At 61.6% G+C, this 26,293-nt stretch carries 23 protein-coding genes and 7 tRNA genes; 4 read left to right on the top strand and 26 right to left on the bottom strand.

All coding sequences use genetic code 11. The features are described from left to right. Positions 1-30 precede the first annotated feature (30 nt). The 23 genes from Tam10B_RS01640 to Tam10B_RS01530 all read right to left on the bottom strand — a co-directional run bounded on the left by Tam10B_RS01640 (position 31) and on the right by Tam10B_RS01530 (position 16,928). Positions 31-345, bottom strand: coding sequence for a DUF3017 domain-containing protein (locus tag Tam10B_RS01640; RefSeq protein WP_233133533.1), 315 nt, complete (start codon positions 343-345; stop codon positions 31-33). Between the two features lie 26 nt (positions 346-371). Next, positions 372-2,000: a bifunctional phosphoribosylaminoimidazolecarboxamide formyltransferase/IMP cyclohydrolase gene (purH, locus tag Tam10B_RS01635; protein ID WP_093959530.1), complete on the bottom strand. Its 1,629-nt coding sequence runs from the start codon at positions 1,998-2,000 to the stop codon at positions 372-374. After that, the gene (locus Tam10B_RS01630; RefSeq protein WP_093959529.1) at positions 2,000-3,487 is read right to left on the bottom strand and encodes a cell division protein PerM; all 1,488 of its coding nucleotides are present in this window, start codon (positions 3,485-3,487) and stop codon (positions 2,000-2,002) included. Before Tam10B_RS01630 ends, purH begins: the two co-directional genes overlap by 1 nt. Then, positions 3,484-4,404, bottom strand: coding sequence for a succinate--CoA ligase subunit alpha (gene sucD, locus Tam10B_RS01625; protein ID WP_093959528.1), 921 nt, complete (start codon positions 4,402-4,404; stop codon positions 3,484-3,486). Before sucD ends, Tam10B_RS01630 begins: the two co-directional genes overlap by 4 nt. Next, positions 4,401-5,597 carry an ADP-forming succinate--CoA ligase subunit beta gene (gene sucC, locus Tam10B_RS01620; RefSeq protein WP_093959527.1) on the bottom strand — a complete coding sequence of 399 codons (1,197 nt, stop codon included), beginning with the start codon at positions 5,595-5,597 and terminating at the stop codon, positions 4,401-4,403. The genes sucD and sucC overlap by 4 nt, the downstream gene beginning before the upstream one ends. Before the next feature lie 100 nt (positions 5,598-5,697). Next, positions 5,698-6,276 carry an adenine phosphoribosyltransferase gene (locus Tam10B_RS01615; RefSeq protein ID WP_093959526.1) on the bottom strand — a complete coding sequence of 193 codons (579 nt, stop codon included), beginning with the start codon at positions 6,274-6,276 and terminating at the stop codon, positions 5,698-5,700. An 86-nt stretch (positions 6,277-6,362) separates the two neighbouring features. Next, positions 6,363-6,842, bottom strand: coding sequence for a preprotein translocase subunit YajC (locus tag Tam10B_RS01610; RefSeq protein WP_158214091.1), 480 nt, complete (start codon positions 6,840-6,842; stop codon positions 6,363-6,365). A 77-nt stretch (positions 6,843-6,919) separates the two neighbouring features. Further along, positions 6,920-7,978, bottom strand: coding sequence for a Holliday junction branch migration DNA helicase RuvB (ruvB, locus tag Tam10B_RS01605; RefSeq protein WP_408606619.1), 1,059 nt, complete (start codon positions 7,976-7,978; stop codon positions 6,920-6,922). Between the two features lie 3 nt (positions 7,979-7,981). After that, positions 7,982-8,599, bottom strand: coding sequence for a Holliday junction branch migration protein RuvA (ruvA, locus tag Tam10B_RS01600; RefSeq protein ID WP_093959524.1), 618 nt, complete (start codon positions 8,597-8,599; stop codon positions 7,982-7,984). Positions 8,600-8,679: 80 nt separating this feature from the next. Then, a complete protein-coding gene (gene ruvC, locus Tam10B_RS01595) occupies positions 8,680-9,264 on the bottom strand; it encodes a crossover junction endodeoxyribonuclease RuvC (RefSeq protein WP_093959523.1) in 585 nt (194 codons plus the stop codon). Between the two features lie 36 nt (positions 9,265-9,300). Next, on the bottom strand, positions 9,301-10,056 hold the full coding sequence (locus tag Tam10B_RS01590) for a YebC/PmpR family DNA-binding transcriptional regulator (protein WP_093959522.1): 756 nt from the start codon (positions 10,054-10,056) through the stop codon (positions 9,301-9,303). Positions 10,057-10,203: 147 nt separating this feature from the next. Further along, positions 10,204-12,237 (bottom strand): threonine--tRNA ligase, encoded by a 2,034-nt coding sequence (gene thrS, locus Tam10B_RS01585; RefSeq protein WP_093959521.1) that lies wholly within the window; start codon positions 12,235-12,237, stop codon positions 10,204-10,206. A 133-nt stretch (positions 12,238-12,370) separates the two neighbouring features. Beyond that, entirely contained in the window at positions 12,371-13,222 is an 852-nt protein-coding gene (locus Tam10B_RS01580) for a hypothetical protein (RefSeq protein ID WP_093959520.1), read from the bottom strand. Between the two features lie 321 nt (positions 13,223-13,543). After that, positions 13,544-14,224, bottom strand: a complete 681-nt coding sequence (locus Tam10B_RS01575) for an ABC transporter ATP-binding protein (protein WP_093959519.1) — start codon at positions 14,222-14,224, stop codon at positions 13,544-13,546. After that, positions 14,209-15,273 (bottom strand): peptidoglycan-binding domain-containing protein, encoded by a 1,065-nt coding sequence (locus Tam10B_RS01570; RefSeq protein WP_093959518.1) that lies wholly within the window; start codon positions 15,271-15,273, stop codon positions 14,209-14,211. Before Tam10B_RS01570 ends, Tam10B_RS01575 begins: the two co-directional genes overlap by 16 nt. A 55-nt stretch (positions 15,274-15,328) precedes the next feature. Further along, positions 15,329-15,943, bottom strand: coding sequence for a hypothetical protein (locus Tam10B_RS01565; protein ID WP_143248498.1), 615 nt, complete (start codon positions 15,941-15,943; stop codon positions 15,329-15,331). A 282-nt stretch (positions 15,944-16,225) separates the two neighbouring features. Continuing rightward, positions 16,226-16,301: transfer RNA gene (locus Tam10B_RS01560), tRNA-Gly, on the bottom strand. Positions 16,302-16,328: 27 nt separating this feature from the next. Next, a tRNA-Val gene (locus tag Tam10B_RS01555) sits at positions 16,329-16,400 on the bottom strand. A gap of 39 nt (positions 16,401-16,439) precedes the next feature. Further along, positions 16,440-16,512, bottom strand: a tRNA-Gly gene (locus Tam10B_RS01550). Between the two features lie 22 nt (positions 16,513-16,534). Then, positions 16,535-16,607 (bottom strand) — tRNA-Val (locus tag Tam10B_RS01545). 41 nt (positions 16,608-16,648) lie between these two features. Beyond that, positions 16,649-16,723, bottom strand: a tRNA-Val gene (locus tag Tam10B_RS01540). A 38-nt stretch (positions 16,724-16,761) separates the two neighbouring features. Continuing rightward, a tRNA-Cys gene (locus Tam10B_RS01535) sits at positions 16,762-16,832 on the bottom strand. 23 nt (positions 16,833-16,855) lie between these two features. Further along, positions 16,856-16,928, bottom strand: a tRNA-Gly gene (locus Tam10B_RS01530). A gap of 199 nt (positions 16,929-17,127) precedes the next feature. On the opposite strand from Tam10B_RS01530, the gene Tam10B_RS01525 reads away from it, so the two are divergent. Continuing rightward, a complete protein-coding gene (locus tag Tam10B_RS01525) occupies positions 17,128-17,952 on the top strand; it encodes a PAC2 family protein (protein ID WP_233133532.1) in 825 nt (274 codons plus the stop codon). A 114-nt stretch (positions 17,953-18,066) separates the two neighbouring features. Here Tam10B_RS01525 and Tam10B_RS01520 read toward each other — a convergent pair whose 3' ends face one another. Beyond that, positions 18,067-18,993 carry an undecaprenyl-diphosphate phosphatase gene (locus Tam10B_RS01520; RefSeq protein ID WP_093959515.1) on the bottom strand — a complete coding sequence of 309 codons (927 nt, stop codon included), beginning with the start codon at positions 18,991-18,993 and terminating at the stop codon, positions 18,067-18,069. A 240-nt stretch (positions 18,994-19,233) separates the two neighbouring features. Between Tam10B_RS01520 and Tam10B_RS01515 the strand changes: the two genes are divergently transcribed. Continuing rightward, positions 19,234-20,028 carry a fructosamine kinase family protein gene (locus Tam10B_RS01515; protein ID WP_093959514.1) on the top strand — a complete coding sequence of 265 codons (795 nt, stop codon included), beginning with the start codon at positions 19,234-19,236 and terminating at the stop codon, positions 20,026-20,028. A gap of 113 nt (positions 20,029-20,141) precedes the next feature. Here Tam10B_RS01515 and dnaJ read toward each other — a convergent pair whose 3' ends face one another. Both dnaJ and hrcA read right to left on the bottom strand, forming a co-directional pair. After that, on the bottom strand, positions 20,142-21,293 hold the full coding sequence (gene dnaJ / locus Tam10B_RS01510) for a molecular chaperone DnaJ (RefSeq protein WP_093959513.1): 1,152 nt from the start codon (positions 21,291-21,293) through the stop codon (positions 20,142-20,144). A gap of 94 nt (positions 21,294-21,387) precedes the next feature. Beyond that, positions 21,388-22,503, bottom strand: coding sequence for a heat-inducible transcriptional repressor HrcA (gene hrcA / locus Tam10B_RS01505; RefSeq protein ID WP_093959512.1), 1,116 nt, complete (start codon positions 22,501-22,503; stop codon positions 21,388-21,390). Positions 22,504-22,787: 284 nt separating this feature from the next. On the opposite strand from hrcA, the gene tkt reads away from it, so the two are divergent. Further along, on the top strand, positions 22,788-24,890 hold the full coding sequence (gene tkt / locus Tam10B_RS01500; protein ID WP_093959511.1) for a transketolase: 2,103 nt from the start codon (positions 22,788-22,790) through the stop codon (positions 24,888-24,890). A 90-nt stretch (positions 24,891-24,980) separates the two neighbouring features. Next, on the top strand, positions 24,981-26,084 hold the full coding sequence (gene tal / locus Tam10B_RS01495) for a transaldolase (RefSeq protein WP_093959510.1): 1,104 nt from the start codon (positions 24,981-24,983) through the stop codon (positions 26,082-26,084). The last annotated feature ends 209 nt before the right edge of the window (positions 26,085-26,293 follow it).

Below are 26,293 nucleotides of genomic sequence, written 5' to 3'. Positions count from 1 at the left end.
TGTTTTGTCAAGGTCCGAATGCGGGCAATGTCACAGCAGTACGATTGCTGCCCACGATGCCATCAGTCCGATTCCGAGTGCGAATCCGAAGAAGGAATCGAATCCGACGGATCGGATCTTCCACGGACTTCGTTCACGAAGCACCAGACGTACGGCGGCGCAGACGATCGACGCTGCCGAAATGACCAGCGTGGCCGCCAGCAGGTGGCCGAATGCGGCCAGCACCGCGGAGACGAGTACGCAGGCCGCCACTCCCCATTCGAAGGGCGGCTTGCCTTCGTGAGCCTCGGATACATACGGATGAGACTCCGCTCGAACTCCGTTCAGATCCTTCCGTGGTTTCACCTTCATACCTTGCTGAATCCCGCCGATCAGTGGAAGAAGTGACGGGTGCCGGTAAGGTACATGGTCACGCCCGCCTTCTTCGCGGCTTCGATCACCTCTTCGTCGCGAATGGAGCCACCGGGCTGCACGATCGCCTTCACGCCGGCCTTGATCAGGATCTCGGCGCCGTCGGCGAACGGGAAGAACGCGTCGGAGGCGGCCACGGAACCGGTGGTGCGATCGGCGCCGTCGGCCAGCGTGTTCGCACGTTCGACGGCGAGGTTGCAGGAGTCCACGCGGTTGACCTGGCCCATGCCGATGCCGACGGTGGCCTGATCATGGGCGACCAGGATGGCGTTGGACTTGACGCAGCGGATGGCACGCCAGGCGAACACGAGATCCTTGAGGGTCTCGGCGTCGGCGGGCTCGCCGGAGACGAGCTTCCATGCATCCGGATCATCGCCGACGGCGTTGATGAGATCGGTGGACTGGACCAGCAGGCCGCCGTCGATCTGACGGATCTGACGCTTGGCCTTCGGCGGTTCGGCCACCTTGAGGATGCGCAGGTTCTTCTTCTTGGTCTGCAGCAGTTCCAGCGCTTCGGGCTCATAGTCGGGAGCGACGATGACCTCGGTGAAGATCGGACGAACGCCCTCGGCCATCTCCAGCGTGACCGTGGAGTTGGCCGCGATCACGCCGCCGTAGGCGCTCATCGGATCGCAGGCGTGCGCCTTCCTGTGGGCCTCGGCCACCGTGGCGCCCAGAGCCAGACCACAGGGGTTGTTGTGCTTGACCACGGCGACGGCGATCTGCGGGGCGAAGTCCCATACCGCGCGCCATGCGGCGTCGGCATCCACATAGTTGTTGTAGCTCATCGGCTTGCCGCCCAGCTGCTCGGCGTGGGCGAAGCCGTTGCGGTTCAGCGGGTCGAGATACAGGGCTGCCTGCTGGTGCGGGTTCTCGCCGTAGCGCAGCACGTGGGTGCGGTCCCAGGTCTCGGTGAACGTGGCCGGGAACTGCTTCTCGTCGATCTGCGGCTCGTCGTTCGCCTCGTCCTTGGCGAAGGACTGCGGCTTCGGCCACTGCTTGGACGTCCACTCGGTGATGGTGGCGTCGTAGGCGGCCGTATGGGCGAAGGCCTTGGCGGCCAGATAGCGACGCTCCTCGAGCGTGAAGCCGGTGCCGTTCTCCACGCGTTCGGCCACCAGGGCGTAGTCGGCGGGATCGGTGACGATGGCCACGGTGGCATGGTTCTTGGCGGCGCCACGGACCATCGACGGACCACCGATGTCGATCTTCTCGATGGTGTCGGCCTCATTGGCTCCGGAGCGCACGGTGTCGGCGAACGGGTACAGGTTCACGACCACCAGATCGAACGGCTTGATGCCCAGTTCGGCGAGCTGGCTCACGTGCTCGGGATTGGTCATGTCGGCGAGGATACCGGCGTGGATATGCGGATCCAGCGTCTTGACACGGCCGTCGAGGCTTTCGGGGAATCCGGTGACCTGCTCGACCGGCGTGACGTTCACGCCGAGTTCGGCAAGCTTCTTGGCGGTGGAACCCGTGGATACGACTTCGGTGCCGGCGGCCACGAAGGCCTTGGCCAGCACCTCAATGCCGTCCTTGTGGAACACGGACACCAATGCACGCTTGATGGGACGCGCGGTGTTTGACATTACTTGTCCTCCTTAGTTGTCGGATTGACGGATTCCGCCGAGGAAACGGTGCGGAAAGTCTTGGCTTCCACTGTAGAGGCAGTGGCGGATTGCGTGTCTGTCCTTCGGTCGCTGACCACGGTGCGCGGCGTTCTCTCGTCGGTTCCGGTCGGCTTCGGGGATTCGTCGTCTGCCTTGGAGGCCTTGGCGGTGGTGGAGATCCGGCTATTACGGTTACGGATGGTCTGCGAAAGTCTGGCCATGCCGTATCGTGCCGCAACCGCAATCACTCCAAGAAGCCAGGCGGCCAGGAATCCCAATGCCGTGGGGCGGGTCAGTGTCTGGGTCGATGCGGCGATGTCCACACCGATGTGGGCCAGACGGTCATAGCCCAGCGAGCCGTTGGCCATGGCGAAGACGGCTGGCAGCAGCACGCTGATCAGCACGCAGGTCAGACAGAATGCGATCGTCGGGGGAACGAACAGACGCACGGTCTTCCAGGAGACGAGTTCGGGCGTGTCCCTTGTATCATCGTCCTTCGTCGTCGACGACGAACCGTCGTGTTCTCGCCCAAGGACGTTGAACCGGCTGGAGGCGAACATCTGCCACAGTCCGAGGATCAGAGACAACGCAAAAGGCATGGCCATGAGTGCGATTCGTGCCCATGGCAGTTCGACCGCCTCGGGGAACAATGCGAACACAGGAATCGTCGGCAGCGACTGGGCCTGACCGTTCCACAGCGAGAACGTGGTCAGGGATCCGATGGAGAATCCGGATCCACTCACCCAGGACAGGGCCCACGTCATGAACGTCGGCAGCCAGATCATGCTGGCGATCGTGGTCATGATCGCCGATCCGGTCTCCATACCCATGGAGGAGAACAGGCGTCCCATGGCCTGATGGTTCAGCGCCGTCCATGTGCATACCGTGACGAACGATATGACGACAAAGCATGTCACGATAATGGCCGTCAGACGTAGTGCAGCGCGCACCGCATCGATCACGGGATCCGGCAGGAACGCCATGTCCTTCCACGTGATGCGTCGGGGCAGATTGGTGCGGGGAATCAACGCCCACAGATATCCGACCGCGTATACGGCTCCCGTCTTGAGCATGACGAACGGTATGGCATCGATGATCACCATCTGCACGGTGGCGGCCATCCATGCATGCACGGCCGCCCAGACGGCCAGTCCGGTGAGGAATCCCGACCAGGAGCATCCCAGTCTTGCCGCAGCGGAGCGAATCAGCACGACGAGCAGAATCGTCAGACCCCATGGGACCAGTGTGAGGCGAATGGACTCGAACTCGAGTCCGACGCCCTGCGACAGCAATATCACCGATTCGGTGAAAGTCATGGTGTAGTCGGTGACGCCCTGACCGCCTTCCTCCATGGAGATGATCAGCAGCATCAGGGCGTTGAAGCATGTCAGTGCTATGGCATACAGGGCAAGGGACAGAGCGGAAACGCTCAGTCCCTTGCCGAAATCCTTCAGGGTCGGCCTCATGCGATGTTGTTCGCGGCCAGAATCTCGTGCATGATCTGGGCGGTCTGACCGGGAGTGCGACCGACGCGGATGCCTACGGCTTCCAGCGCCTCCTTCTTCTCCTTCGCGGTGCCCTTGCCTCCTGAAACAATGGCGCCGGCATGGCCCATCTGCTTGCCCTCAGGCGCGGTGAAGCCTGCGATGTAGGCCACCAGCGGCTTGGTCATGTTGTCCTTGGCCCACTCGGCGACCTCCTGCTCGGCACTGCCGCCGATTTCACCGATCATCACGACGGCCTTGGTGTTCGGGTCGGCGTTGAAGGCCTGCACGGCCTCGAGCAGCGTGGTGCCCACGATGGGATCACCACCGGCGCCCAGAGCGGCGGTGAAGCCGATGTCGGACAGTTCGCCCATCAGCTGGTAGGTGAGCGTGCCGGACTTGGATACCAGACCCAGCGGTCCGCGCGGCACGATCCCGTCCGGGATGATGCCCAGGTTCACGCCCTGCGGGTCGTCTCCGCTGCCGAAGGTGACCAGACCCGGGCAGTTCGGCCCGACGATGCGCACACCCTTCTCGCGCGCGAGGGCGACGAAGTATGCGGAGTCTGCGACCGGGATGCCTTCGGTGATGACCACGATCAGCTCGATGCCGGCCTCGACGGCCTCGACAACGGCGCCCTTGGCGAACTTCGGCGGGACGAAGACCACGCTGGCCTTGGCGCCGGTGACCTCGCGGGCTTCGGCGCAGGAGCCGAACACCGGGATCTCGATCTGCTGGCCGTCCACGGTGAACGGCACCTTGGTGCCGGCCTTGCGGGGGTTGACACCGCCGACGATATGGGTTCCGGCCTTGAGCATGCGTGCGGTGTGCGTCATGCCCTGATGTCCGGTCATGCCCTGGACGATGACCGGCGCGCCATCTTCGATAAACAGTGTCATCGTGCATCTCCCTTGTTGTTCGCTGCGAGTTCGGCTGCCTTGGCGGCGGCCTGTTCCATGGTTTCGGCAACGAGGATGTGCGGATTGTTCGCCGTGGCGAGAATACGCAGCCCCTCCTTGGCCTTGTTGCCATCGAAGCGCACCACGATCGGTCGGATGCTGCTGATGGAGTCGATGGCCTCGAGGATGCCGTTGGCCACCTCCTCGCATGAGGTGATGCCGCCGTACACGTTGATGAACACCGAGTTGACCTCCGGGTCCGACAGCACGATCTCCAGGCTCTCGGCCATCACGGCCGCGGAAGCGCCGCCGCCGATATCGAGGAAGTTCGCCGGCTTGATGCCGGTTCCCTGGCTTTCGCCGGCGCCGGCCACGGCGTCGAGCGAGCTCATAACCAGGCCCGCACCGTTGCCGATGATGCCCACCTGGCCGTCAAGATGCACGTAGTGCAGACCCAGTGCATGGGCCTGGTTCTCCAGCGGATCGCCGGCGTTCGGATCCACGAAGCGCTTCCACCCGTCGTGGCGGAAGGCCGCGTTGTCGTCCAGCGAGATCTTGGCGTCGAGTGCGCACAGGGACTTGGAGGATTCGTCGTCGGGGTCGCCGATCTTCGCCAACGGGTTGATCTCCACCAATGTGGCGTCGGTGTCGCGGAACGCCTTCCACATGTTCAGCAGGATCCTGGCGGCCTGATCGCCGTCGGCATGGTAGAAGCCGATCTGCTCCGCCATGCGCTTGGCCGCGGCCAGATCGAAGTCCTCCAACGGCTCGATGTGCAGACGCTTCACCGATTCAGGATGCGCCTTGGCGATCTCCTCCACTTCGGTGCCGCCGTTTGCGGTGGCGAGCACGTCGTAGTCGCGCGAGGTGCGGTCCACGGAGATCGACACATAGTATTCGTGGAGGATGTTCTTCGCCTCGGCGACCAGAACGCCGTTGACCTTGTGGCCGTGGATCGTCATCGGGAACAACTGCTCGGACAGTAGAATGGCCTCGTCAAGGTTGTGGGCGATCTTGACGCCGCCGGCCTGGCCACGGTGTCCGATCTTCACCTGAGCCTTGATCACGCAGGGGAAGCCGATGGTTTTCGTTGCCTCTGCCACGTCGTGGGAGTTCTGCGCGAAGATCGCGCGCGGCGTGGGGATGTCAGCCTCTTCGAGCAGTTCTCGCGCCTGGTATTCGTAAAGGTCCATGGGACGACCTCGTATTTCCTTTCGTCTCTTGCAAATGGGAATGCGCCAACCTGCCGAGGCTTCGAAGGCCAATTGGCGGATTGACGAAAACGTATTCCCGTCAGGCGGGCATGGTCAGCAGCGAAGACCGCTTGTGCCGACTGATGGACGCCGGCGTGGGAATGCCGGTCAGCTCCATTACGAAACTGAATCCCGCCACGGTCGCGCCGTGCTCCTGGATCAGCTTCTCAGCCGCCTGTGCGGTACCTCCGGTGGCAATGAGATCGTCGACGACCAGTACGCGTTCGCCGGGGCGAATGGCCTGATCCTCGACTTCAATGGCGGCGGTACCGTATTCGAGAGAATACTCCATACGCTTGGTGGGCGGGGGCAGTTTGCCCGCTTTGCGGATGGCGACGAATCCCTTGCCGAGATGCAGCGCCAGCGGAACGCCGATCAGGAAGCCGCGGGACTCGAGTCCCGCCACCGCATCGATCTCGTCCGGAGATACCGGAAGCGACTTGGCAAGCGCGTCGATAAGAATGGAAAGCCCCTTCGCGTCGGCGAGAACGGGCATGAAGTCCCTGAAGTTGATCCCTTCCTTCGGGAAGCCGGGAATGGTGCGGATCAGGGACAGCAGGTATTCAGCGTTCTCCTCCCCCACGATCGACAGCTGATTGACGGTGATGTCGGATGTCATTTCTTCACCCCTGACGAAATATGTGGCCGGCACCCAAGGGAGCCGGCCACGGTTTGCCAATACTGGTTTGGCGGACCCGCCTCCACTTACTTGGCGGGCTCGTCCTTCTTGTCCTCGTCGTCCTTGTCGGACTTCTCGGACGTCACGGTTTCAGCGTCTTCCTGAGCGTCGGAAGGATTGACGTAATCGGCGGATTCTCCGTTCTCGTCCTTCGCTTCCGGGGTTTCGGCCTGATCGGCTTCGTCGGCCTTGGCCTTCTGCTCGCGCTCGTACTCCTCGTCGGACACGTAGTTCGGAACCACCGGCGGTTCGGTGACCGCCTGAATGCGCCAACGGCTCAGCGTGCCTTCCGAATTGATGACGATCTGGTCGGCATCGAGATCGACCTCCTCGACAACGCCGATCAGACCGGAGAACGTGGCAACCGGGTCGCCCTTCTTCAGGTTCGTGCGGAAGTCCTGCACCTGACCCTGCTTCTTCTTGGACTGGCGGGACTGGTACCACATCATGCCGGCGAAGACGACGATGATGGCGATGAGCATCATGGTGTTTGAATTACCACCCATAATGTTTGGATCTCCTTTGCAGGCTAGTCGTGATGTTTCCGAATGGTTGAAAACCCTCGGGAACCAACCCATTCAGGCTAAAACAGCACGTTGACATCATCCGGCGGAGTGATTCCCAGATGCTCCCATGCGCGAGAGGTGGCCACGCGCCCCTTCGGGGTGCGGACGAGGAAGCCCTCACGCACCAGATACGGTTCGCAGACGGTCTCCACGGTCTCCGATTCCTCGCCCACCATGGCGGCGAGATTGTTCAGCCCCACAGGCCCACCGTTGAAGCTGCCGCAGATGGCCCTGAGCACGGCGATGTCGAGACGGTCCAGTCCCTCCACGTCGATCTGATACAGGTCCAGCGCCTCCTGCACGGCGGTCGCATCCACATGATCGAGATCATGCACTACGGCCCAGTCGCGCACTCGACGCAGCAGACGGTTCGCGATTCGCGGTGTCCCTCGGGAACGGCGCGCCAGCTGATCGGCCGCGTCCTCGTCGATGCTCACGCCCAGCACTCCGGCCGAACGCAGGATCAGCTTGCGCATCTCATCCTTCGGATAGAAGTCCAGATGCGCGGTGAAACCGAATCGTGCACGTAACGGCGACGGCAGCATGCCCTCACGGGTCGTGGCGCCCACCACGGTGAATCTCGGCAGGGTCAACGGAATGGACGAGGCTCCCGGCCCCTTGCCCACCACGACATCCACTCGAAAATCTTCCATGGCGATGTACAGCAGTTCCTCCGCGGCTCGCGGAAGACGATGGATCTCGTCGATGAACAGAACCTCGCCCTCCTCCAGGGACGACAGTATGGACGCCAGATCCCCGGCATGCTGAATGGCCGGACCCGAAGTGATGCGAATGGGGGACTCGAGTTCGTTCGCCACGATCATGGCCAACGTGGTCTTGCCTAGACCGGGAGGACCAGCCAGAAGGATATGATCCGGCGGCACCCCGCGTTTCATGGCTGCATTGAGGAACAGCTTCATCTGCGCCTTAAGTCGGGGCTGGCCGATGAACTCATCGAGACCTGACGGTCGCAGTTCCTCGTCGCTGACCTGATCGGCCCCCATGGGAGACGCGGAAACCATGCGTAGAGATTCCTCCCGCGCGCCGTCGTTGGTCTGCATGTTGTCGTCCATCATCGACTACCTCCCCCTGTCCATGGATGCCAGCGTGGTCTTGAGCAGTTTCGGTACGTCCTTGGACGTGACCGGTCCCTCATGCTGCTCGTTCTGCAATACACGGCGAACCGCCTGCACGGCGTCCCGCTGCTGCCATCCCAGCGAGACCAGCGCCTCTACGACCTGCTCGGTGCCGGAGTCTTGCGTCTCCTCCGGCGACTGGTCCCCGCCCTCGATCTCGTCGAGGTTGATCGAGCCCTTGAGCTCGAGGATGATCTTCTGCGCGCCCTTCTTGCCCAGTCCCGGAGCTTTGGAAAGGGCCGCGGCGTCACCATTCGCCACTGCGCTCATCAGCTGTGTGGGGCCGAGTGTGGAGACGATGGACAGAGCCACCTTCGGCCCCACGCCGCTGACCTTCTGCAGGCTGAGGAACAGATCCTTGGCGGTCTTGGACAGGAATCCATACAGGGCGATGGCATCCTGTGAGACGGTCATACGGGTGAAGACGGTCGTCTTCTGACCGATATGCATGGAGGCCAGATCACTGCCGGGCATGCGGACCTCGTAGCCCACTCCCCCCACTTCGATGATTGCGGCGTCCTTCATGACCGCCGCAATCGTGCCACTCAGGCTTGCGATCATTGGCTACCTCGTTTTCCCAACATAGATTTCGAACATCTGTTCGTATTGTAGCGGAAGGTGGAACCTATGTCCACATACCCCTACATGCCGCGATGGAGCATGTTGCCCCCGCGGTTCGCCTTGCGCGTCGCCTCGGCCCACTGTCGTTGAGCCTGGGTGAGATGCTGCTCGCGCTCGCCACCCTGCAGGGCTCCCGATGGACGCAGGGCATGGCATATGGCCAGTGCCAAGGCGTCGGCCGCGTCCGCCGGCGTGGGCATCGTGTTGAGATTGAGAATGCGAGTGACCATGCGCTCGACCTGGATCTTCTGCGCCTGGCCGTTGCCGGTGATGGCCAGTTTCGCCTCGGTCGGCGTGTGCAGAGCCACGGGAATGCCGCGTTGCGCCGCCGCCAGCATGGCCACTCCGGCCGCTTGGGCGGTGCCGAGCACGGTGTTGCGGTTGGACTGGGCGAAGACTCGTTCGATCGATACCGCATCGGGGATGAACTCGTCGAGCTTTGCGCATAGTCCCCGGTATATCGTGAGCAGGCGAAGATCCTGCGATTCGTGCGGATCGGAGCGGACGACATCGACGTGAATAAAGGAAAGCCGGCGGGATGCGCCGGCTTCCACAACGCCGACTCCGCACCTGGTGAGTCCGGGGTCGACTCCAAGAATGATCATGAAATGAATTCCTTGGTAGTTTGCTGGAGTGTTGGACTACTCCTCGTCCAGCTGGGCCATGATCTCGTCGGTGGCCTTCCACGTGCTGTAGATGTTCTGCACGTCGTCGAGGTCGTCGAGGGCGTCGATAAGCTTGGACACCTTGCGGGCGCCTTCGAGGTCGAGCTCGATCTCGTTCTGGGCGACCATGGCGGTCTCGGCGGAATCGTAGTCGATACCGGCGTCCTGCAGGGCCTTGCGAACGGGGATCAGGTCGCTCGGGCTGGTGGTGACGGTGAACACGTCGCCGTCCTCGGTCACGTCCTCGGCACCGGCCTCGGCGGCGATCTCGAACAGGTTGTCGAAGTCCACGCCCTCGGCCGGGACCTCGATGAGGCCCTTGCGCTCGAAGTTGAAGCTCACGGAGCCGTTCTCAGCCAGGGAGCCGCCGTTCTTGGACAGGGTGGAACGCACGTCGGCGGCCGCACGGTTGCGGTTGTCGGTCAGGCATTCGATGATCAGGCCAACGCCGCCGGGAGCATAGCCCTCGTAGACGATGTCCTCGTAGTTGGCGCCGCCGGCTTCCTCACCGGAACCACGCTTGACGGCACGCTTGATGTTGTCGGCCGGCATGGAGTTCTTCTTGGCCTTGACGATGGCGTCGTACAGGGCCGGGTTGCCGTTCGGGTCACCGCCGCCCTGACGGGCCGCGATCTCGATGTTCTTGATGAGCTTGGCGAAGAGCTTGCCACGCTTGGCGTCGATGGCCGCCTTCTTGTGCTTCGTAGTCGCCCACTTGGAATGTCCTGACATGACTCTCCTAAGGAATTATGAATGGTTAAACAGTGCGATTTTATGGTGGTATGCCGACAATGCCGGGCTTTGGAACGCATGATCATATCGTTCTCGAGCCCGGCATCGCCGGCTGCCGGTCGTGGACCGGCTTGGAATGCAAGGGAATCAGTCCTCGGTCGCCGCGGCGAAGTCGTCGGCGGAGTTGACCTGCACGCGCTTGGCGATCACCTTGAGGATCGAGGCCTTGGCCTGATCCACCGGAACGCCGTTGAGCTGGCTGCCGTCGCGGAAGCGGAAGCTCACCGCGTTCTTGTTCATGTCGTCCTCGCCCACGATGAGCGTGAACGGCACCTTGGACTTGGAGGCGTTGCGGATCTTCTTGCCGAAGCGGTCGTCGGAGGAGTCGATCTCGCAGCGCACCATGTTGTCCTCCAGTTCGTGGATGAACTTCTCCAGATGCGGGGCGAACTCGTCGGCCACCGGGATGCCGGTCACCTGCACGGGGGCGAGCCATGCCGGGAACGCGCCGGCGTAGTGCTCGAGCAGGATGGCGAAGAAGCGCTCGATGGAGCCGAACAGCGCGCGGTGAATCATCACCGGACGCTGGTGCGTGCCGTCCTTCGCGATGTACTCGAGCTTGAAACGCTCGGGCAGGTTGAAGTCCAGCTGGATCGTGGAGACCTGCCAGGTGCGGCCGATGGCGTCACGAGCCTGCACGGAGATCTTCGGGCCGTAGAAGGCGGCGCCGCCCGGATCGGCCACGAGTTCGAGGCCGGACTCCTTGGCCACCTCGGCCAGCGTGTTGGTGGCTTCCTCCCAGATCTCGTCCGAGCCGACGAACTTGTGCTCGTCCTTGGTGGACAGCTCCAGGTAGAAGTCGTTGAGACCGAAGTCCTTGAGCAGGCCGAGCACGAAGTTCAGCAGGCTCTTGAGCTCGTCCTTCATCTGCTCGCGGGTGCAGTAGATGTGGGAGTCGTCCTGGGTCAGGCCACGCACGCGGGTCAGGCCGTGCACCTCGCCGGACTTCTCGTAACGGTAGACGGTGCCGAACTCGAAGAGGCGCAGCGGCAGCTCCTTGTAGCTGCGCTGACGGGACTTGAAGATCAGGTTGTGCATCGGGCAGTTCATCGGCTTGAGGTAGTAGTCGAAGCCCTGCTTAGTGACGTTGCCGTCCTCGTCGCGCTCCTCGTCGAGGCGCATCGGCGGGTACATGCCGTCCTTGTACCACTGCAGGTGGCCGGAGGTCTCATACAGGCCGCCCTTGGTGATGTGCGGGGTCTGCACGAAGCTGTAGTGGTGCTTGCGGTGCTGCTCGCGCGAGTAGTCCTCCATAGCGTTGATGATCGCGGCGCCCTTGGGGTGGAACACGGCCAGACCCGGTCCGATCTCATCCGGGAAGGAGAACAGGTCCATCTCCTGGCCGAGCTTGCGGTGATCGCGCTTGGCGGCCTCCTCCAGCTTGGCCTGATAGTCCTTCAGTGCCTCCTTGGTGAAGAAGGCCACACCGTAGATGCGCTGCAGCATCGGGTTCTTCTCGCTGCCACGCCAGTAGGCGGCGGCGCTGCGCTCCAGCTTGAACGCCTTAATGAAGCGGGTGTTGGGCAGGTGCGGTCCGCGGCACAGGTCCTTCCACACCACGTTGCCGTCATGGTCCACGTTGTCGTAGAAGCTCAGCTCGGACTCGCTCACCTCGGTGGCCGCCTCCGGGTCGAGATGCGCCTCCTTGTCCTTGATCAGCTCGATCTTGTACGGCTGGTCCTTCTCCTCCTCGAGGGCCTCCTCTTCGGTGACCGCGCGACGGCGGAAGGTCTGACCGGACTTGATGATGCGCTGCATGCGCTTCTCGATCTCCTTGAGATCGGCCGGGGTGAACGGCTCGTCCACATCGAAGTCGTAGTAGAAGCCGTTCTTGATCACCGGACCGATGCCGAGCTTGGCCTCGGGGCGGATCTGCTGCACGGCCTGCGCCATCACATGGGTGGCGGAGTGGCGCATGATCGCCAGACCGTCCTCGCTATCCAGTGCGACGGGCTCGACCTTGTCGCCGTCATGCAGCGGCGTGTACAGGTCACGCAGCTCGCCGTTCAGACGCACGGCGATGATGTTCTTGTCGTCGGCGAACAGTTCGACGCCGGTGGTGGTTGCTTCCACCTCCTTCGCCTCATCGTCAACCGTGATGGAGATGGTAGCTTGCGCCATGGTATGTCCTTTGCTATCGGGGGTCCGCGTTACTAATGTGCAGGCCTGGACTGAACTTGACGATGCAACTGTATGCGCCGTCGGAGACAATCGCCATGCCTCGTGTGAGCGTGCGCAATCGTTGGAATCGCACTCAGAGCTGCCGATGGATATAGGCGGCCATGCTGCCGCGGGACAACACTACGCACCCTAGTGTGAGCAAGGTCACACAAGTCAGCGCCGATGCCGCCGCGAACATGACCGATTCCACCGGTTCGAAGATCGTGCGTTGCGTCCAGACCAGAATCAGCACTGCCCACGCCAGGCCGATGCCATGGCCGATCGCCGTCAGCAGCATGTTCGCCACGATGTAAATCAGCGCCGTGGGATTCCGCCCCGCGCCGAGACTGCGGTACAGGGCGAACTCATGACGACGGAACACCATCGGCAGAAACAGGAGCAGGAACGACATCACACCGCCCGCCGCCCACAGGAACCGGGTGGGGCGAGACATGTACCGGTCGAGCAGCCTGCCGGCATCGGACTGCGTCATCGACGTGACCGATACGGTGGACCGTCCGTCATCCAACGCCGCCGACAGCCATCCCACCGCCTGCTCGTCATCCGTCATCGCACCGGGAACGAACTCCACATAGCAGTCGGTGAGACTGCCCTGCGGCGCCGCATACGACCACAGCCTTGGGGTGTCCGCGAAACCGCGTTCCGCCTCGACAACATGCGCCGTCGCGGTCTCGACGGCGCCGTCGTCCATCCTGATCCGCACATTGTCCCCGTCGGATATACCGATCCCCGCGGCCGTCTGACGTTCGATGAAGACGCCTTCGCCGTAATCGGGCGCGTTGCCCACCGACAGGATTCGAGTGATGTTGCCGACCATGGGAACATAGGAGAAACGCTGCCCGGGAGCCTTGACGATCGTCGCCGCCCGAGAACCGAACACCCGGCCGCCGCATTCACCGACGGATTCGTATTCAACGACGCGCACGACGCGGCACTGATCCGTCCGGTACCATCATCGCCCGCGGCATGCGCGCGATACACGTTCAGCCCGGCCGAGACCGCCTGATCGTGTTCAGCCATGATCTCATGACGTGACGAAGCGTCAAGAACCACGCACGCACCCGCAATCACGGCCACGGCAGCCACCAGCAGCAACGCCATCAGCCGTTGCGCGGCCAACGTCCGTCCAACCTGACGCAGCACCACACGAAACGACCACTCAACATCATGTTGTTTAGTAATATTTCGCCGTACATCATCGTTCCAAGCACGGCGCCGACCATGCTTTCCACGATTGTTATGCACACTACTCATCGGAGGCTCCTACCACCATGTCGCAGTCATCCATCCGACGCGCATCCCCATCCTTGACGGAATGAATCCGCCCGTCCTCCAGACGAACAACGCGCTCGCAATACGAGGCCACATACTCGTCATGCGTCACGAGCACCATCGTCGTGCCATGGTCACGCGCCTTCGCGATCGCATTCATCACCAACGTGGTGGTCGCATGATCCAACTGGCCAGTCGGCTCATCGGCCAGCACCACCGGAGGTCGGCACGCCAAGGCGCGGGCGATCTGCACACGCTGCTGCTGACCGCCCGACAACGTGTTGACCCGATGATCGGCATAGCCATCCAGACCCACATCGGCAAGCATCTCCCCCACACGGGCCTCACGGGTCCGCGCATTCCAGGGCGCGGTGCTGATCGCGATGTCGATGTTCTGCCGAACCGTCTGCCGTGCCAGCAGTATCGGCGTCTGAAAGATCCACCGCATGCGACCGACCGGCGTATCGCAACGAACCATACCGTCACTCGGCTTCAGAATGCCACCGATGATCTGCAGCAACGTCGTCTTGCCCGACCCGGACGGGCCGACCAACGCGATCATCTGACCATCCGGAATCGTCAACGTCACCCCGTCCAGCACCGCCGGGCCCTGTGACGAATACCGGAAGCGCACATCAATCATTTCGATGGGCATTGCGCGCCTTCCCCCATGATCGTCAATGGATCGGCAAGCACATAGAAGTCCGCCAGATCATCCGCATACTGCACATGCGTCTTCCCCAACGTGCCACTGGTCACTGTCACCGCAACGGCACGATACTTCGCATCCTTCGACGAATACTTGCCATACACGCAAGTACTGCCACCGCTCTTATCGGTCAGCACGGCGGCGGACGGCACCGACAGCGCCTGAACCGGCTGCTCATACCGCAACGACACCTGATACTGCCTCGCATCGGCATTCGACGAATCGTCCGCCTGCAAACGGCCCAGCAGATCCTGATTCACATCCTCAGCCCTGCTCACCGTGGCTACATCCTGCCCATGCTGGCTCAACACATACGTGCCGTTGAACGCGAACGCCCCACCGGCGGTGGACGTACTGATCGCATCCAACGACGAAGCCGAAACGAACACCGTCTCCCCCGCAGCCGGCGCCTGCTGATTCACCTGCACGTTCACCGAACCGACCGTCAACTGATCCGCCGGAAGCCACACCAGCCAACCCGGATCGAACACTCCAGACGGATTGGCGACTCCAATACGCTTCTCCAACGCGATCACCGCAACACGCGTGGCATCATCGAACACCGTATTCGGCTTGCGTTTGAAATATCCCAACGTCTGCAGCACCGACTCCAGATCACGTACGTCCTCGCCTTTGTCATTCACCGTCAGCGACCGGTAGAACGGGGACGCGCTCGCCGCAGCCAGGCGCGCCACGCCATCGACTTTCAACAGTTCGGTTCCAGTGGACACGGTGGCGCCGGGCGCAACGGACACGCCGGTGACCGTTTCCTGCCATGCCGGTGCGAGCACGGCCGTGCCCTGCCTATAGGTGGCGGTGATCGTGGCGTTCACCGAGCCGTCGTCGGTGATGGTCGTCGGCTTCTGAAGAACCGCCGTGGGTTTCGGCGCCAGTTCCTCAGGATCCCGCGCCTGCACCCAAGAGAACACGCCCACCCCTACCAGTGGCACCACCGCCAGCACCACGATGATCAGCCACGACACCACACGCTTCATTACGTCAATCCCCTTTCGCCGTCGGTTTTTCGTCGGTATTCAGACGACTGCTGCGTCATTGAGACTGTTCCGACAGCTGCCCTTTGGCTATCAGTTCCTTGCGCTCCTGCTCGGTGAGCTGATCCAATGGTTTGGATGCGACGCCGAAGGTCTCCGGTGCCGTCGTGTAGTACGTCTGACAATTGGTGAGTGCAGTCTGATCCTCTGAGGAAAGATCCTTCTCATGCGAAGAGATGAGTTCGCTGAGTTTGCTCAGACCATCGCTGTCATGTGGCCAGGAATCATCGATTGCGTTATTCAGGGACGGAACGCGTCCGATGATGCAATCCACCGTAGCCTCGTACTGGTTTTTCGCCAAACTATCCCAATCGGCGTGACTCTCCAGATACGTGGATATGGGATTGAAGACAGCATCGCAGGAACCTTTCTTCTTGCTATAGGTTGCCTGGATCTTCTCGGAAAGCTTCTTCCCCGCTGCGGTGCTGGGATCCAGATCCATATATCGGAAGTCGGGGCTGTCGTATGAGATTTCGCCATCGCCGATGAGAATCCAATAGTCGGTTGCGGGGTCATAGTGATACTTCCCACTCAGCCCGGCCTCGGTCAGGCATTGAACATACGACTCCGCAGACTGCTGCGCCTCCGCGGTCGTCACCTTTTTATCACTCATGATCTCGTTCACGATCGTCTGATAGTCGCTTTTGCTTGATTCCCCTCCCTCAATGAACTGCTCGTCTTGCTGTTGGGAATTGCCGCATCCCGATAACAGTGCTATGCATATCCCGATACTGATGAGCGCTGAACAGTGTCGCATGACGGAACCTTTCGCCGATCCACTCTCCCTGTCTTCCTCGATGGGGGGGGGTAACTCCAGCATATGGTATGCGAAATCGGCAACACGCGTTTGATCAGAAACGGTCAGATAACAAAAAACCGCTCCGAAGAGCGGTAGTGGAGCGGACAACGGGACTCGAACCCGCGGTCTCGACCTTGGCAAGGTCGCGCTTTACCAACTAAGCTATGTCCGCAAAAAGATGACCGGTTTGGTCAAATCGTGGGCGATACAAGATTCGAACTTGTGACCCCTTCCGTGTCAGGGAAGTGCGCTACCTCTGCGCCAACCGCCCGGTTGTGTCGGAACCAGTCGATCACTCAACCGATTCAAGAGCGGACAACGGGACTCGAACCCGCGGTCTCGACCTTGGCAAGGTCGCGCTTTACCAACTAAGCTATGTCCGCATAGTACTGTTTCCAGCACCTGTGGGTGATGTAGGAATCGAACCTACGACCCCTTCCGTGTGAAGGAAGTGCGCTAGCCGCTGCGCCAATCACCCAAACTGAACCTCTTCAATTAGTCAAATCGGCTAGGCCGATCTGGTGGGCGATACAAGATTCGAACTTGTGACCCCTTCCGTGTCAGGGAAGTGCGCTACCTCTGCGCCAACCGCCCGGTTGTGTCATGCCAGAAACTTTCATTCCCGACATAAGAGGTGGGTACGAGAGTCGAACTCGTCTATACGGCTTTGCAGGCCGCTGCCTAACCGCTTGGCTAACCCACCACTTGCGGTCCTTTAGGGACTCGAGCGGACAACGGGACTCGAACCCGCGGTCTCGACCTTGGCAAGGTCGCGCTTTACCAACTAAGCTATGTCCGCATGTGATTTCAACCCCGACCTGACTGGCCGGTGCCGTAAGCACGAGTAATTAATATAGCGATCACCTTGGGTTAGCGCAAACTCGGCGTGTCGCGTCGCTGTATGCGCTCCGTGGATGGGTGCTCCCCTCGTTCTCGCTGGGCATACTCAACCGTTGGAAACACAGGGCTGCGGTAGTGTGGGAGGCATGAGTGAGAGTATGAGCAAACGACGTTTTCTGATCGCCGCCTTCGGTGGCTGGAACGATGCCTGTCAGGCCGCCACCGACACGGTGCGCCATTTGCTGGATGCCTATGAGTCCCGGGAGATCGGACACATCTGCTGTGACTCCTATTACGATTACCAGACTTCAAGGCCGATGATGTGCACCGTGCAGGGACGCAAACGCATCGTCTGGCCGGAGACCACGTTCTATGAGGTCACGATCGACGAGAACACCACCATCTATGTGGAGATGGGCCCCGAGCCGAACTTCCACTGGTCCGACTACTGCCAGAGGTCGCTGCGCTTCGCCGACGAATGCGAAGTGACCGACGTCATCACGCTCGGCGCCATGTTCGCCGACTGCGTGCACACCCGGGCGCTGCCGGTCAGCCACTCCGACGGTGACGATGACGACCCCCAGAACGACTCCTATTGCGGCCCCGTGGGCATTCCCACCGTGCTCAACTACGCGGCCGCGGAAGACGGCTTCGAGGCCCGTTCCCTGTGGGTTTCCATTCCCCAGTATCTTGGCGGCGACGACTGCCCGGCTGGAACCATGCGTCTGTTGGAGGAGCTTGGTTCGATCATCGGCGTGGGATTCGATGAGACCGATCTGGCCGCACGCGCCGAGAAATGGCGTAGAAAGGCCGACATGCTCACCCGTTGCAACGACGATCTGAGCGATTACGTGCACCATCTTGAACGGATGATGGACGAGGACGGCGAACAGGACGTGCCCACTCCCCACGCCAAGCAGCTGGTCGAGGAGACCGAGGAGTTCCTAAGGTCGTTCGATCATCCCGCCACGCCGGAGGACTGACGGAACGCCATTGAGCAGTCGCACGGAAGCGACACGACCAAAACAATAAGGGCGGCTGGTTCCGAAATGAACCAGCCGCCCTTATATGTAGTATTTGGCGATTCGCGTCTTCGGCTAGGCCGCGGCCGCGACAGACGGATCAATCGCCGGCAGCACGCCGGTAATGAGCAAAATAGCCACCACGACGGCAAGACCGATACGGTAGATGGCGAACGCCTTGTACGAGAACGTGGACACGAACTTCAGGAAGCCGATGATCACGATATAGCCCACGAAGAACGACACGAACGTGGCGGCGATCGTCGGACCCCAGCCGGGGAACGCGCCGATGGCTGCGCAGGCCTCGGCGGCGGCCTTACCGCCGGCGGAGCATGCGCTCACGTCCTTCACCGCGGAGACCGTCTCGAGAATGCCGGCGCCGAACACGGCAGGAATGGCCATCAGGAACGCCACACGCACGGCAGCCTCACGGGTGTAGCCCAAGGCGCGACCGAAGGTGATGGTACCGCCGGAACGGGAAACGCCGGGAATCAGCGCCAGCATCTGACCGATACCGAAGATAATGGCATCCTTGGCGGTCATACGATCCATGGTCTTGATCTGCTTGGAACGGGCATCGAACACCCACAGCAGCACACCGAAGACGATGAGCACGGTCACCGTAATCCACAGATTGCGGAACGTGGTCTCGATCACGTCCTTGAGCAGCAGACCGGCAATAAGAATCGGCATGGTGCCGATGATGATGTACCAGCCCATCTTGGTGTCCTCGTTATGAGCGCCAAGACGACTCTTCCAGTCCTTGCCCTCCTTGCCGAACAGGGAGCCAAACCAGGCGCCCAGAATACGGATGATGTCACGACGGAAATACAGCAGCACGGCCAACTCGGTACCGATCTGAATGATGGCCGTGAACGCGGCGCCCGGATCCGAACCGATCATCAGATCGCCGACGATACGAATATGCGCACTGGAAGATACAGGCAGATATTCGGTCAACGCCTGTACCAGACCGAGGACGATGGCTTGGAAGAAATTCATATACCCCTCGTTGTCCCTTATGTCTCTTGACTGGTTATCTACGATACGTTGCAACACAATAGCCGCACCCCTCTAAGAAACGATGAAGAAAGGGGTGGGTGCTCACGTAATGAACACGCGACCGTCACGAGCATGTCATATGCGGTCTCGTCCATCGACATGGGGGTATGGGATTGCACGGTTGTCAGCGACACGACAGCGGCCCTAATATGAGTCGTGTTTTCACCAAGGAGGAATGTGATGTCCAAATATCGCAAGAGCCGCGTCATGGCACCGGAAGGATTCTTCGAATGCGAGGGACGCGGCCTGCAGTGGCTGGGCGAGGCCCAGTCCAAAGGCGGTCCCCGCGTAGTGGACGTATACGAATGGGGCAAGGACTATCTGGACATCGAACGCGTGGCATCGGCCTCCCCCACCGCCGACGCGGCATACGCGTTCGGCGCAGCCCTTGCCCGCATGCATGACGCCGGCGCCCCCTATTTCGGATCAGCACCGGAAGGATACCAGGGAACCTGCTACTTCGGCCCCCTGCAGGATCCGGTTCCCATGGACACCGGCGAATGGACCGACCCCATCACCTACTTCGCCGAAGGCCGACTGCTACCAATGGTGCGCATGGGCATCGAACGCCGTGAACTCGACCAATACGACTACGAAATGGCCCAGGAAGTGGTGGACGCCCTGCCCGACCTGATGGGCGGCGCCGCCAAGGACAAGCCGGCACGCATCCACGGCGACCTATGGAGCGGCAACGTGATGTGGACCAAGGACAAGAACGGCAAGTCAGAAGCGGTGCTCATCGACCCCGCAGCCCACGGCGGCCACCGCGAGGAAGACCTGGCCATGCTGCACCTGTTCGGCATGTCATACCTCGGCCAGATCATGGACGGCTACCAGTCGGTGCACCCGCTCAAGGTGGGATATGAAAAGCGCTACACGCTGTGGCAGCTCTACCCCATCGCCGGACACTGCGTGTTCTTCGGTGGCGGATACGTCAGCGAATTCCGCTCGATGTGTCGATCGCTGCTGCGATAACAAACAAGGAAGGGGAGGAAGAGGAACCACGCAGGCTTCCCTTCCTCCCCCTCCTTACATTCAGACGGTTCACCTTGCAAAGGAGAACCCAAGATGCCTGAAATACTTAAGCGTCAGCTCAGCGCGTCCTTCAACTTCGAGAAGAAACCGCTCCTCTTGGAAGAACCGCCAGCCGGACGCGGCTTGGACTGCTGCGTGACATGCTGGGCATCACCATCATGGGATTCCGCGAACTCCTCCATCAGCTTGCGCTCCTTGTCGCTGAGCTTGGTCGGAATCGCCACCATGATATGCGCGATAATATCGCCGCGCTCGCCCTTGGAGCGCAGACGCGTCACACCCAGACCATCCAACGTGACCGTATCCTCCTGCTGGCTACCAGCGGGAATGCTGATGGTACGGGCTCCGTCGAACGTGTCGATCTCAAGATCGTGACCGAGTACGGCCCAGCTCATCGGCACCTCGATCCAGCAATGCAGATCATCGCCATCGCGGACGAACGTCTTGTCCGGGGCGATGCGCACATCGATATACAGATCACCGGCGGCACCGCCACATTCGCCGACCTCGCCCTGCGAGGCGAGACGCAGACGGGTGTCATCGGAGATGCCTGCCGGAACGGAGACGCCGACGTTGCGCTTGGAACGGATGCGACCATGGCCCATGCAGGACGGGCACGGATTCTGGATGATCGTGCCATGGCCCTCGCAGCGCTCGCACGGCGCCGAGGTCATCATCTGGCCGAGCATGGTGCGTACCACCTTCTGCGCGAATCCACGACCCTGGCAGTCCGGGCAGGTCACCGGCTGCTCGCCCTTGACGGCGCCGCTGCCCTGGCAGTCCGGGCACAGCGACATCGTGCGGATGTCCACATGCGCGGTGCCGCCGAACACGGCCGTCTTCAGATCGATGGTCACGTTGGCCAGGGAATCGCGGCCCGGCTGAGTGCGTGGAATCGGTCCCTGGGAGCCGCCGCCGAAGCTCTGACCGAAGAACTGGCCGAAGATGTCGCCCATGTCGAAGCCGGCAGCTCCACCGAATCCGCCTGCGTTGGGATTGTTGGGGTCCACGCCCTGGTCATACATACGGCGCTTGTCCGGATCGGAAAGCACCTCGTATGCGGAGTTAACCTCCTTGAACTTGTCCTCGAATTCAGGACCCGCGATATCGGGATGGTACTTGCGGCTCATCTTGCGGTAGGCCTTCTTAATCTCATCCTCGCTGGCGTTGCGGTTCACGCCCAGCACTTCGTAATAATCAGCCACTTCCTGATCTTTCCTGTCGTCGGTATGGGTATTGAAGTTGAACTAGTCGAATAGGGTTTTGCTGTCGAATATTGTGCCACAAGGTATGGCGGGATCAGTCCGTATCGTCGTCCGTTTCGTCCTCCCCCTCTTCGTTCAGCATGAATTCGGTGAGATACTTCGCCACGGCCCTAACCGCGGGAATCGTGTTTGCATAGTCCATATGCGTGGGGCCGATGGAACCTACGAACGCCACGGGCTCGACCGTTGTGGAATCGGAGGATGCGTTTCCGGGGGTCTTGGAGATGCCGGCCGTCGACTGGCCGTAGCCGGAGGTGATCACCGAGGCGTGCATCAGACCGGGCGTGTGGGTTTCGGAACCGATGGCGATGCCCACGCCATGCAGTTGTGAGACCTCGGTGAGCGCGGTCATCAACCGCATCAGCACCGCCTGCTCCTCTAACGCGTCGAACAGGGACGCCAGCGATGCCATGTCGGAGACGGATCGATGGGCCAGTTGCGATGTGCCGGCCATGTAGAGGTTGCTGGTCTGTTCCTGTGTGGCGAGCTCGTCGAGCACGCGTGCGACCGCCTCCAGGAAGGAACGCATCGGAGCATCGGGCTCATCCTGTGAGAACAAGCGGATGCCGTCCGCCGCCCGGCGAAGCGATTCGCCCTGACATGCGGCGTTGATTCGGGAGCCCAGCTGATTGAGGACATCATCCGACGGTCGGGCCGCGGTGACGATCGTACGCTGCTCCACTCTTCCCGTATCGGTAATGACGACGACAAGCACGGTGGCCGACGACACCGGAACCATTTCGATATGACGCAGCGCCGAACGGGCCAGTGATGGACTGGCCACCACGGCCACCTGTCCGGTGATCTGAGCGAGAAGACGCGCCGAGCGACGCAGCGTGTCGTCGAGATTCACCGAACCGGAGAGAAATGTTCGAATCCCCCGCTTCTGAGCCTTGGATAGTGGCACCACCGTGGCCAGCTTGTCCACGAAATACCGATAGCCCTTCTCGGTAGGGATTCTGCCGGCGGAAGTGTGCGGCTGCACCAGATAGCCTTCGTCCTCCAGCGCGGCCATGTCGTTGCGCACCGTGGCCGAACTCACCCCGAGTTTGTGTCCGCGTGTCAACGCGCCGGATCCGACCGGTTCCTGTGTGCGAATATAGTCTTCGATCACGGCACGGAGAACCAGCATGCGTCGTTCGTTTGCCATGGAACCTCCTTTGAAAATCGCCGTACTGTACCTTTTTAGCACTCGGAGGTGTCGACTGCTAGCCGACGGCGAAAACCGAACTTTTGAACGGTCTTAAACGAACAAAAAAAGACATATTTGAACATTTAGTTCACAACTCGCGTACGGAAATGTTGAAAGAAGTCTCCATACTGGGTTAGCATGAAAGGGCAAATGAAGCCAATGCGCACGTTCTACTCGTCCGTGCATGCACGGCGGCCGGAACGGGCACGCTGGTTCCATCCGATTGGAAGGAAAGTTGATCCATGACCGAATTCAAGGAGACCGAACTGGACGAGCGCGCCATCAAGATGGCCAAGGTCCTTTCGGCTGATGCGGTCGAGAACGCAGGAAGCGGCCACCCCGGTTCCCCCGTCTCGCTGGCACCTATCGCCTACACCCTCTATCAGCATTTCATCAAGCATGATCCGAACGATCCCAATTGGGAGGGTCGTGATCGCTTCATCCTTTCCGGTGGCCACGCCTCCCTTACCCAGTACGTCCAGCTGTACTTCTCCGGCTACGGCCTGACCCTGGATGATCTCAAGCACTTCCGTGGCGGCGCCGACACCCACACTCCGGGCCACCCCGAGTACGGCCTGACCCCGGGCATCGAGATGACCACCGGCCCGCTTGGCCAGGGCTTCGCCTCCGCCATCGGCTTCGCCTACGGCGAGCGTTTCCAGCGCGGTCTGCTTGATCCGGAGACCAAGAAGGAAGACTCCCCCTTCTACCACAAGATCTGGGCCATCTGCGGTGAAGGCGACATCGAGGAAGGCATCTCCGGCGAAGCTGCCGCCCTTGCCGCCAACCAGAAGCTCGGCAACCTGACCGTGATCTTCGATGCCAACCGCATCCAGATCGAAGGCGACACCAACCTGGTGCTGGCCGAGGACGTGCTCAAGCGCTTCCAGGCCTACGGCTGGTACACCGACGAGTTCAGCTTCATCCAGCCCGACGGCTCCTACAAGGAGGACATCGAGGGTCTGGCCGACGTCATCGCCAAGGCCGAGAAGGAAGCCCCCGATCAGCCGAAGCTCATCAAGGTCCACTCCCTGATCGCATGGCCGACCCCGGGCAAGACCAACGACCCGTCCTCCCACGGCTCCAAGCTGGGCGCCGAGGCCGTTGCCGGCCTCAAGGAGCTGCTCGGCTACGATCCGGAGAAGAGCTTCCAGGTCGACGAGGAGGCCCTCGCCCACGCCCGCAAGGTCGCCGAGCGCGGTCTGGCCGCCCACGCCGAGTGGGACAAGAAGTACGAGGAGTGGCGCAAGGCCAACCCCGACAAGGCCGCTCTGTACGACCGCCTGAAGGCCGGCGAGCTGCCCGAGGGCTTCGACAAGGCTATCGATGACCTTGAGGCCACCTTCGAGGTCGGCAAGAAGGTCGCCACCCGTGGCGCCTCCGGCTCCGTGCTCAACGCCATCGCCGCCGTCATGCCCGAACTGTGGGGCGGTTCCGCCGATCTCGGCGGCTCCAACAAGACCGATCTCAAGGGTGCGGCCACCTTCGCTCCCGAGGAGTGCGCCACCAAGCAGTGGCCGGTCTGCAACGAGTTCGGCCGTCAGCTCCACTTCGGTGTCCGCGAGTTCGCCATGGGCTGCATCACCAACGGCATCCTGCTGGGCTCCCACACCCGTCCGTTCGGTGGCACCTTCTTCATGTTCTCCGACTACGAGCGTTCCGCCGTTCGTCTGGCCGCCCTCATGGAGATCCCGAACCTGTACATCTGGACGCACGATTCCGTCGCCGTCGGCGAGGATGGCCCGACCCACCAGCCGATCGAGCACCTGGCCTCCTTCCGCGCCATGCCGCAGCTTGAGGTTGTCCGCCCGGCCGACGCCTTCGAGACCGCCGAGGCCTACCGTTACTTCTTCGAGAAGAAGAACACCCTGCCGTCGGCTCTCGTGCTCTCCCGCCAGGGCGTGCCGGTGCTCGCCGAGACCGCGGCCAAGGCCAAGGACGGCGTGAAGAAGGGCGCCTACGTGCTCGTCGACACCGAGGGCACCCCGGACGTCATCCTCATGGCCACCGGTTCCGAAGTGCAGCTGGCCGTCGAAGCCGCCAAGACCCTCGCCGGCGAAGGCGTGAAGGCCCGCGTGGTCTCCGTTCCGTCGCTCGAGTGGTTCGAGGAGCAGGACGCCGACTACAAGGAGTCCGTGCTTCCGGCTTCCGTGAAGGCCCGTGTGTCCGTTGAGGCCGGCGTTGCCATGCCGTGGTACAAGTACCTCGGTTCCTACGGCAAGCCCGTGTCCATCGAGCAGTTCGGTCTGCAGGGTGACGGCGCTCAGAACCTGATCGACCTCGGCATCACCGCCGAGCACGTGGTCGAGGCCGCCAAGGCGTCCATCGCCGAAGCCAACGCCTGATCCGTCCAGGTAACCGGCAATAAAGATTTTCCGTCTCCCCTTTTTCCGATCGAGGGGAGACGGAATGAAATAAACAAGGAGAAAAACACTATGACTGCTGCAACTCAGCGTACGTCCGATTCCGGCGTTTCCATCTGGCTGGACGATCTGTCCCGCACCCGCATTGAGTCCGGCAACCTGCAGGAGCTCATCGCCGACAAGAACGTCGTCGGTGTGACCACCAACCCCTCCATCTTCCAGAAGGCCCTGAGCCAGGTCGGCCCGTACGACGCCCAGCTCAAGGAGCTCGGCAAGGTCGATGTTGAGACCGCCATTCGCGAGCTCACCACCACCGATGTGCGCAACGCCACCGACATCTTCCGCGAGATCGCCGAGAAGACCGACTTCGTCGACGGCCGCGTCTCCATCGAGGTGGATCCCCGCCTCGCCCACGAAACCGAAGCCACCGAGAAGCAGGCTGTGGAGCTGTGGGAGAAGGTCAACCGTCCGAACGCGATGATCAAGATCCCGGCCACCCTGGAAGGTCTGCCGGCCATCACCGCCACCCTGGCCAAGGGCATCTCCGTGAACGTCACCCTGATCTTCTCGCTCGAGCGCTACGAGCAGGTCATCGACGCCTTCATCGAGGGCATCGCCCAGGCTGATGCCAACGGCCACCCGCTGGAGCACATCGGCTCCGTGGCCTCCTTCTTCGTCTCCCGCGTGGATACCGCCGTGGACAAGAAGCTCGAGGAGATCGGCACCGATGAGGCCAAGGCCCTCGAAGGCAAGGCTGCTATCGCCAACGCCCGTCTCGCTTACGAGCTGTTCGAGAAGAAGTTCGCCGAGGATCCGCGCTGGGCCGCTCTCGAGGCCAAGGGCGCCAAGAAGCAGCGTCCGCTGTGGGCCTCCACCGGCACCAAGAACCCGGCCTACTCCGATTGCGTGTACGTGGACGAGCTCGTCGCCCCGCACATCGTGAACACCATGCCGGAGAAGACCCTGAACGCCCTCGCCGACCACGGCAACGGCGCCCCGACCATCCCGGGCACCTACGAGGAGAGCCACGCCGTCATGGCCAAGCTCGCCGACCTGGGCATCGACTTCAAGGCCGTCACCGACAAGCTCGAGGCCGACGGTGTCGCCGCCTTCATCAAGTCCTGGGACTCCGTGCTCGCCGACGTGCAGGCCGGTATCGACCGCGTCAACGGCTGAGACTCCTAACCGTCATGCGATTCGTCTAGTGCATCTAGCACGAGTCGCATGACAATGGACCAAGGGCTCCGATCCAACCGGATCGGAGCCCTTTTGCATGTCCACTTTGGTGGACAACAACGGTATTCGTACATACCCGTAAGGGGTGAATTCGACGAATGACGTAGCGCGGGGACACCGATATGAGGTTGCCTTGAATCAACGAACCA

The sequence above is a fragment of the Bifidobacterium vansinderenii genome (assembly GCF_002234915.1).
Classification (GTDB): Bacteria; Actinomycetota; Actinomycetes; order Actinomycetales; family Bifidobacteriaceae; genus Galliscardovia; species Galliscardovia vansinderenii.
The sequence above is the reverse complement of the archived record's forward strand: the minus strand, read 5'-3'. Positions and strand labels throughout refer to the sequence as shown.

Bases quoted from the DNA above. Each gene is read 5' to 3' on its own strand.
- ruvC (WP_093959523.1), bottom strand. From the start codon at position 9,264: ATGATCATTCTTGGAGTCGACCCCGGACTCACCAGGTGCGGAGTCGGC.
- Tam10B_RS01565 (WP_143248498.1), bottom strand. From the start codon at position 15,943: ATGAGTGATAAAAAGGTGACGACCGCGGAGGCGCAGCAGTCTGCGGAG.
- hrcA (WP_093959512.1), bottom strand. From the start codon at position 22,503: ATGGCAAACGAACGACGCATGCTGGTTCTCCGTGCCGTGATCGAAGAC.
- ruvB (WP_408606619.1), bottom strand. From the start codon at position 7,978: ATGATGGACGACAACATGCAGACCAACGACGGCGCGCGGGAGGAATCT.
- Tam10B_RS01630 (WP_093959529.1), bottom strand. From the start codon at position 3,487: ATGAGGCCGACCCTGAAGGATTTCGGCAAGGGACTGAGCGTTTCCGCT.
- Tam10B_RS01520 (WP_093959515.1), bottom strand. From the start codon at position 18,993: ATGAATTTCTTCCAAGCCATCGTCCTCGGTCTGGTACAGGCGTTGACC.
- Tam10B_RS01570 (WP_093959518.1), bottom strand. From the start codon at position 15,273: ATGAAGCGTGTGGTGTCGTGGCTGATCATCGTGGTGCTGGCGGTGGTG.
- thrS (WP_093959521.1), bottom strand. From the start codon at position 12,237: ATGGCGCAAGCTACCATCTCCATCACGGTTGACGATGAGGCGAAGGAG.
- sucC (WP_093959527.1), bottom strand. From the start codon at position 5,597: ATGGACCTTTACGAATACCAGGCGCGAGAACTGCTCGAAGAGGCTGAC.
- ruvA (WP_093959524.1), bottom strand. From the start codon at position 8,599: ATGATCGCAAGCCTGAGTGGCACGATTGCGGCGGTCATGAAGGACGCC.
- Tam10B_RS01590 (WP_093959522.1), bottom strand. From the start codon at position 10,056: ATGTCAGGACATTCCAAGTGGGCGACTACGAAGCACAAGAAGGCGGCC.
- tal (WP_093959510.1), top strand. From the start codon at position 24,981: ATGACTGCTGCAACTCAGCGTACGTCCGATTCCGGCGTTTCCATCTGG.
- purH (WP_093959530.1), bottom strand. From the start codon at position 2,000: ATGTCAAACACCGCGCGTCCCATCAAGCGTGCATTGGTGTCCGTGTTC.
- sucD (WP_093959528.1), bottom strand. From the start codon at position 4,404: ATGACACTGTTTATCGAAGATGGCGCGCCGGTCATCGTCCAGGGCATG.
- Tam10B_RS01575 (WP_093959519.1), bottom strand. From the start codon at position 14,224: ATGCCCATCGAAATGATTGATGTGCGCTTCCGGTATTCGTCACAGGGC.
- Tam10B_RS01525 (WP_233133532.1), top strand. From the start codon at position 17,128: ATGAGCAAACGACGTTTTCTGATCGCCGCCTTCGGTGGCTGGAACGAT.
- tkt (WP_093959511.1), top strand. From the start codon at position 22,788: ATGACCGAATTCAAGGAGACCGAACTGGACGAGCGCGCCATCAAGATG.
- Tam10B_RS01610 (WP_158214091.1), bottom strand. From the start codon at position 6,842: ATGGGTGGTAATTCAAACACCATGATGCTCATCGCCATCATCGTCGTC.
- Tam10B_RS01615 (WP_093959526.1), bottom strand. From the start codon at position 6,276: ATGACATCCGACATCACCGTCAATCAGCTGTCGATCGTGGGGGAGGAG.
- Tam10B_RS01515 (WP_093959514.1), top strand. From the start codon at position 19,234: ATGTCCAAATATCGCAAGAGCCGCGTCATGGCACCGGAAGGATTCTTC.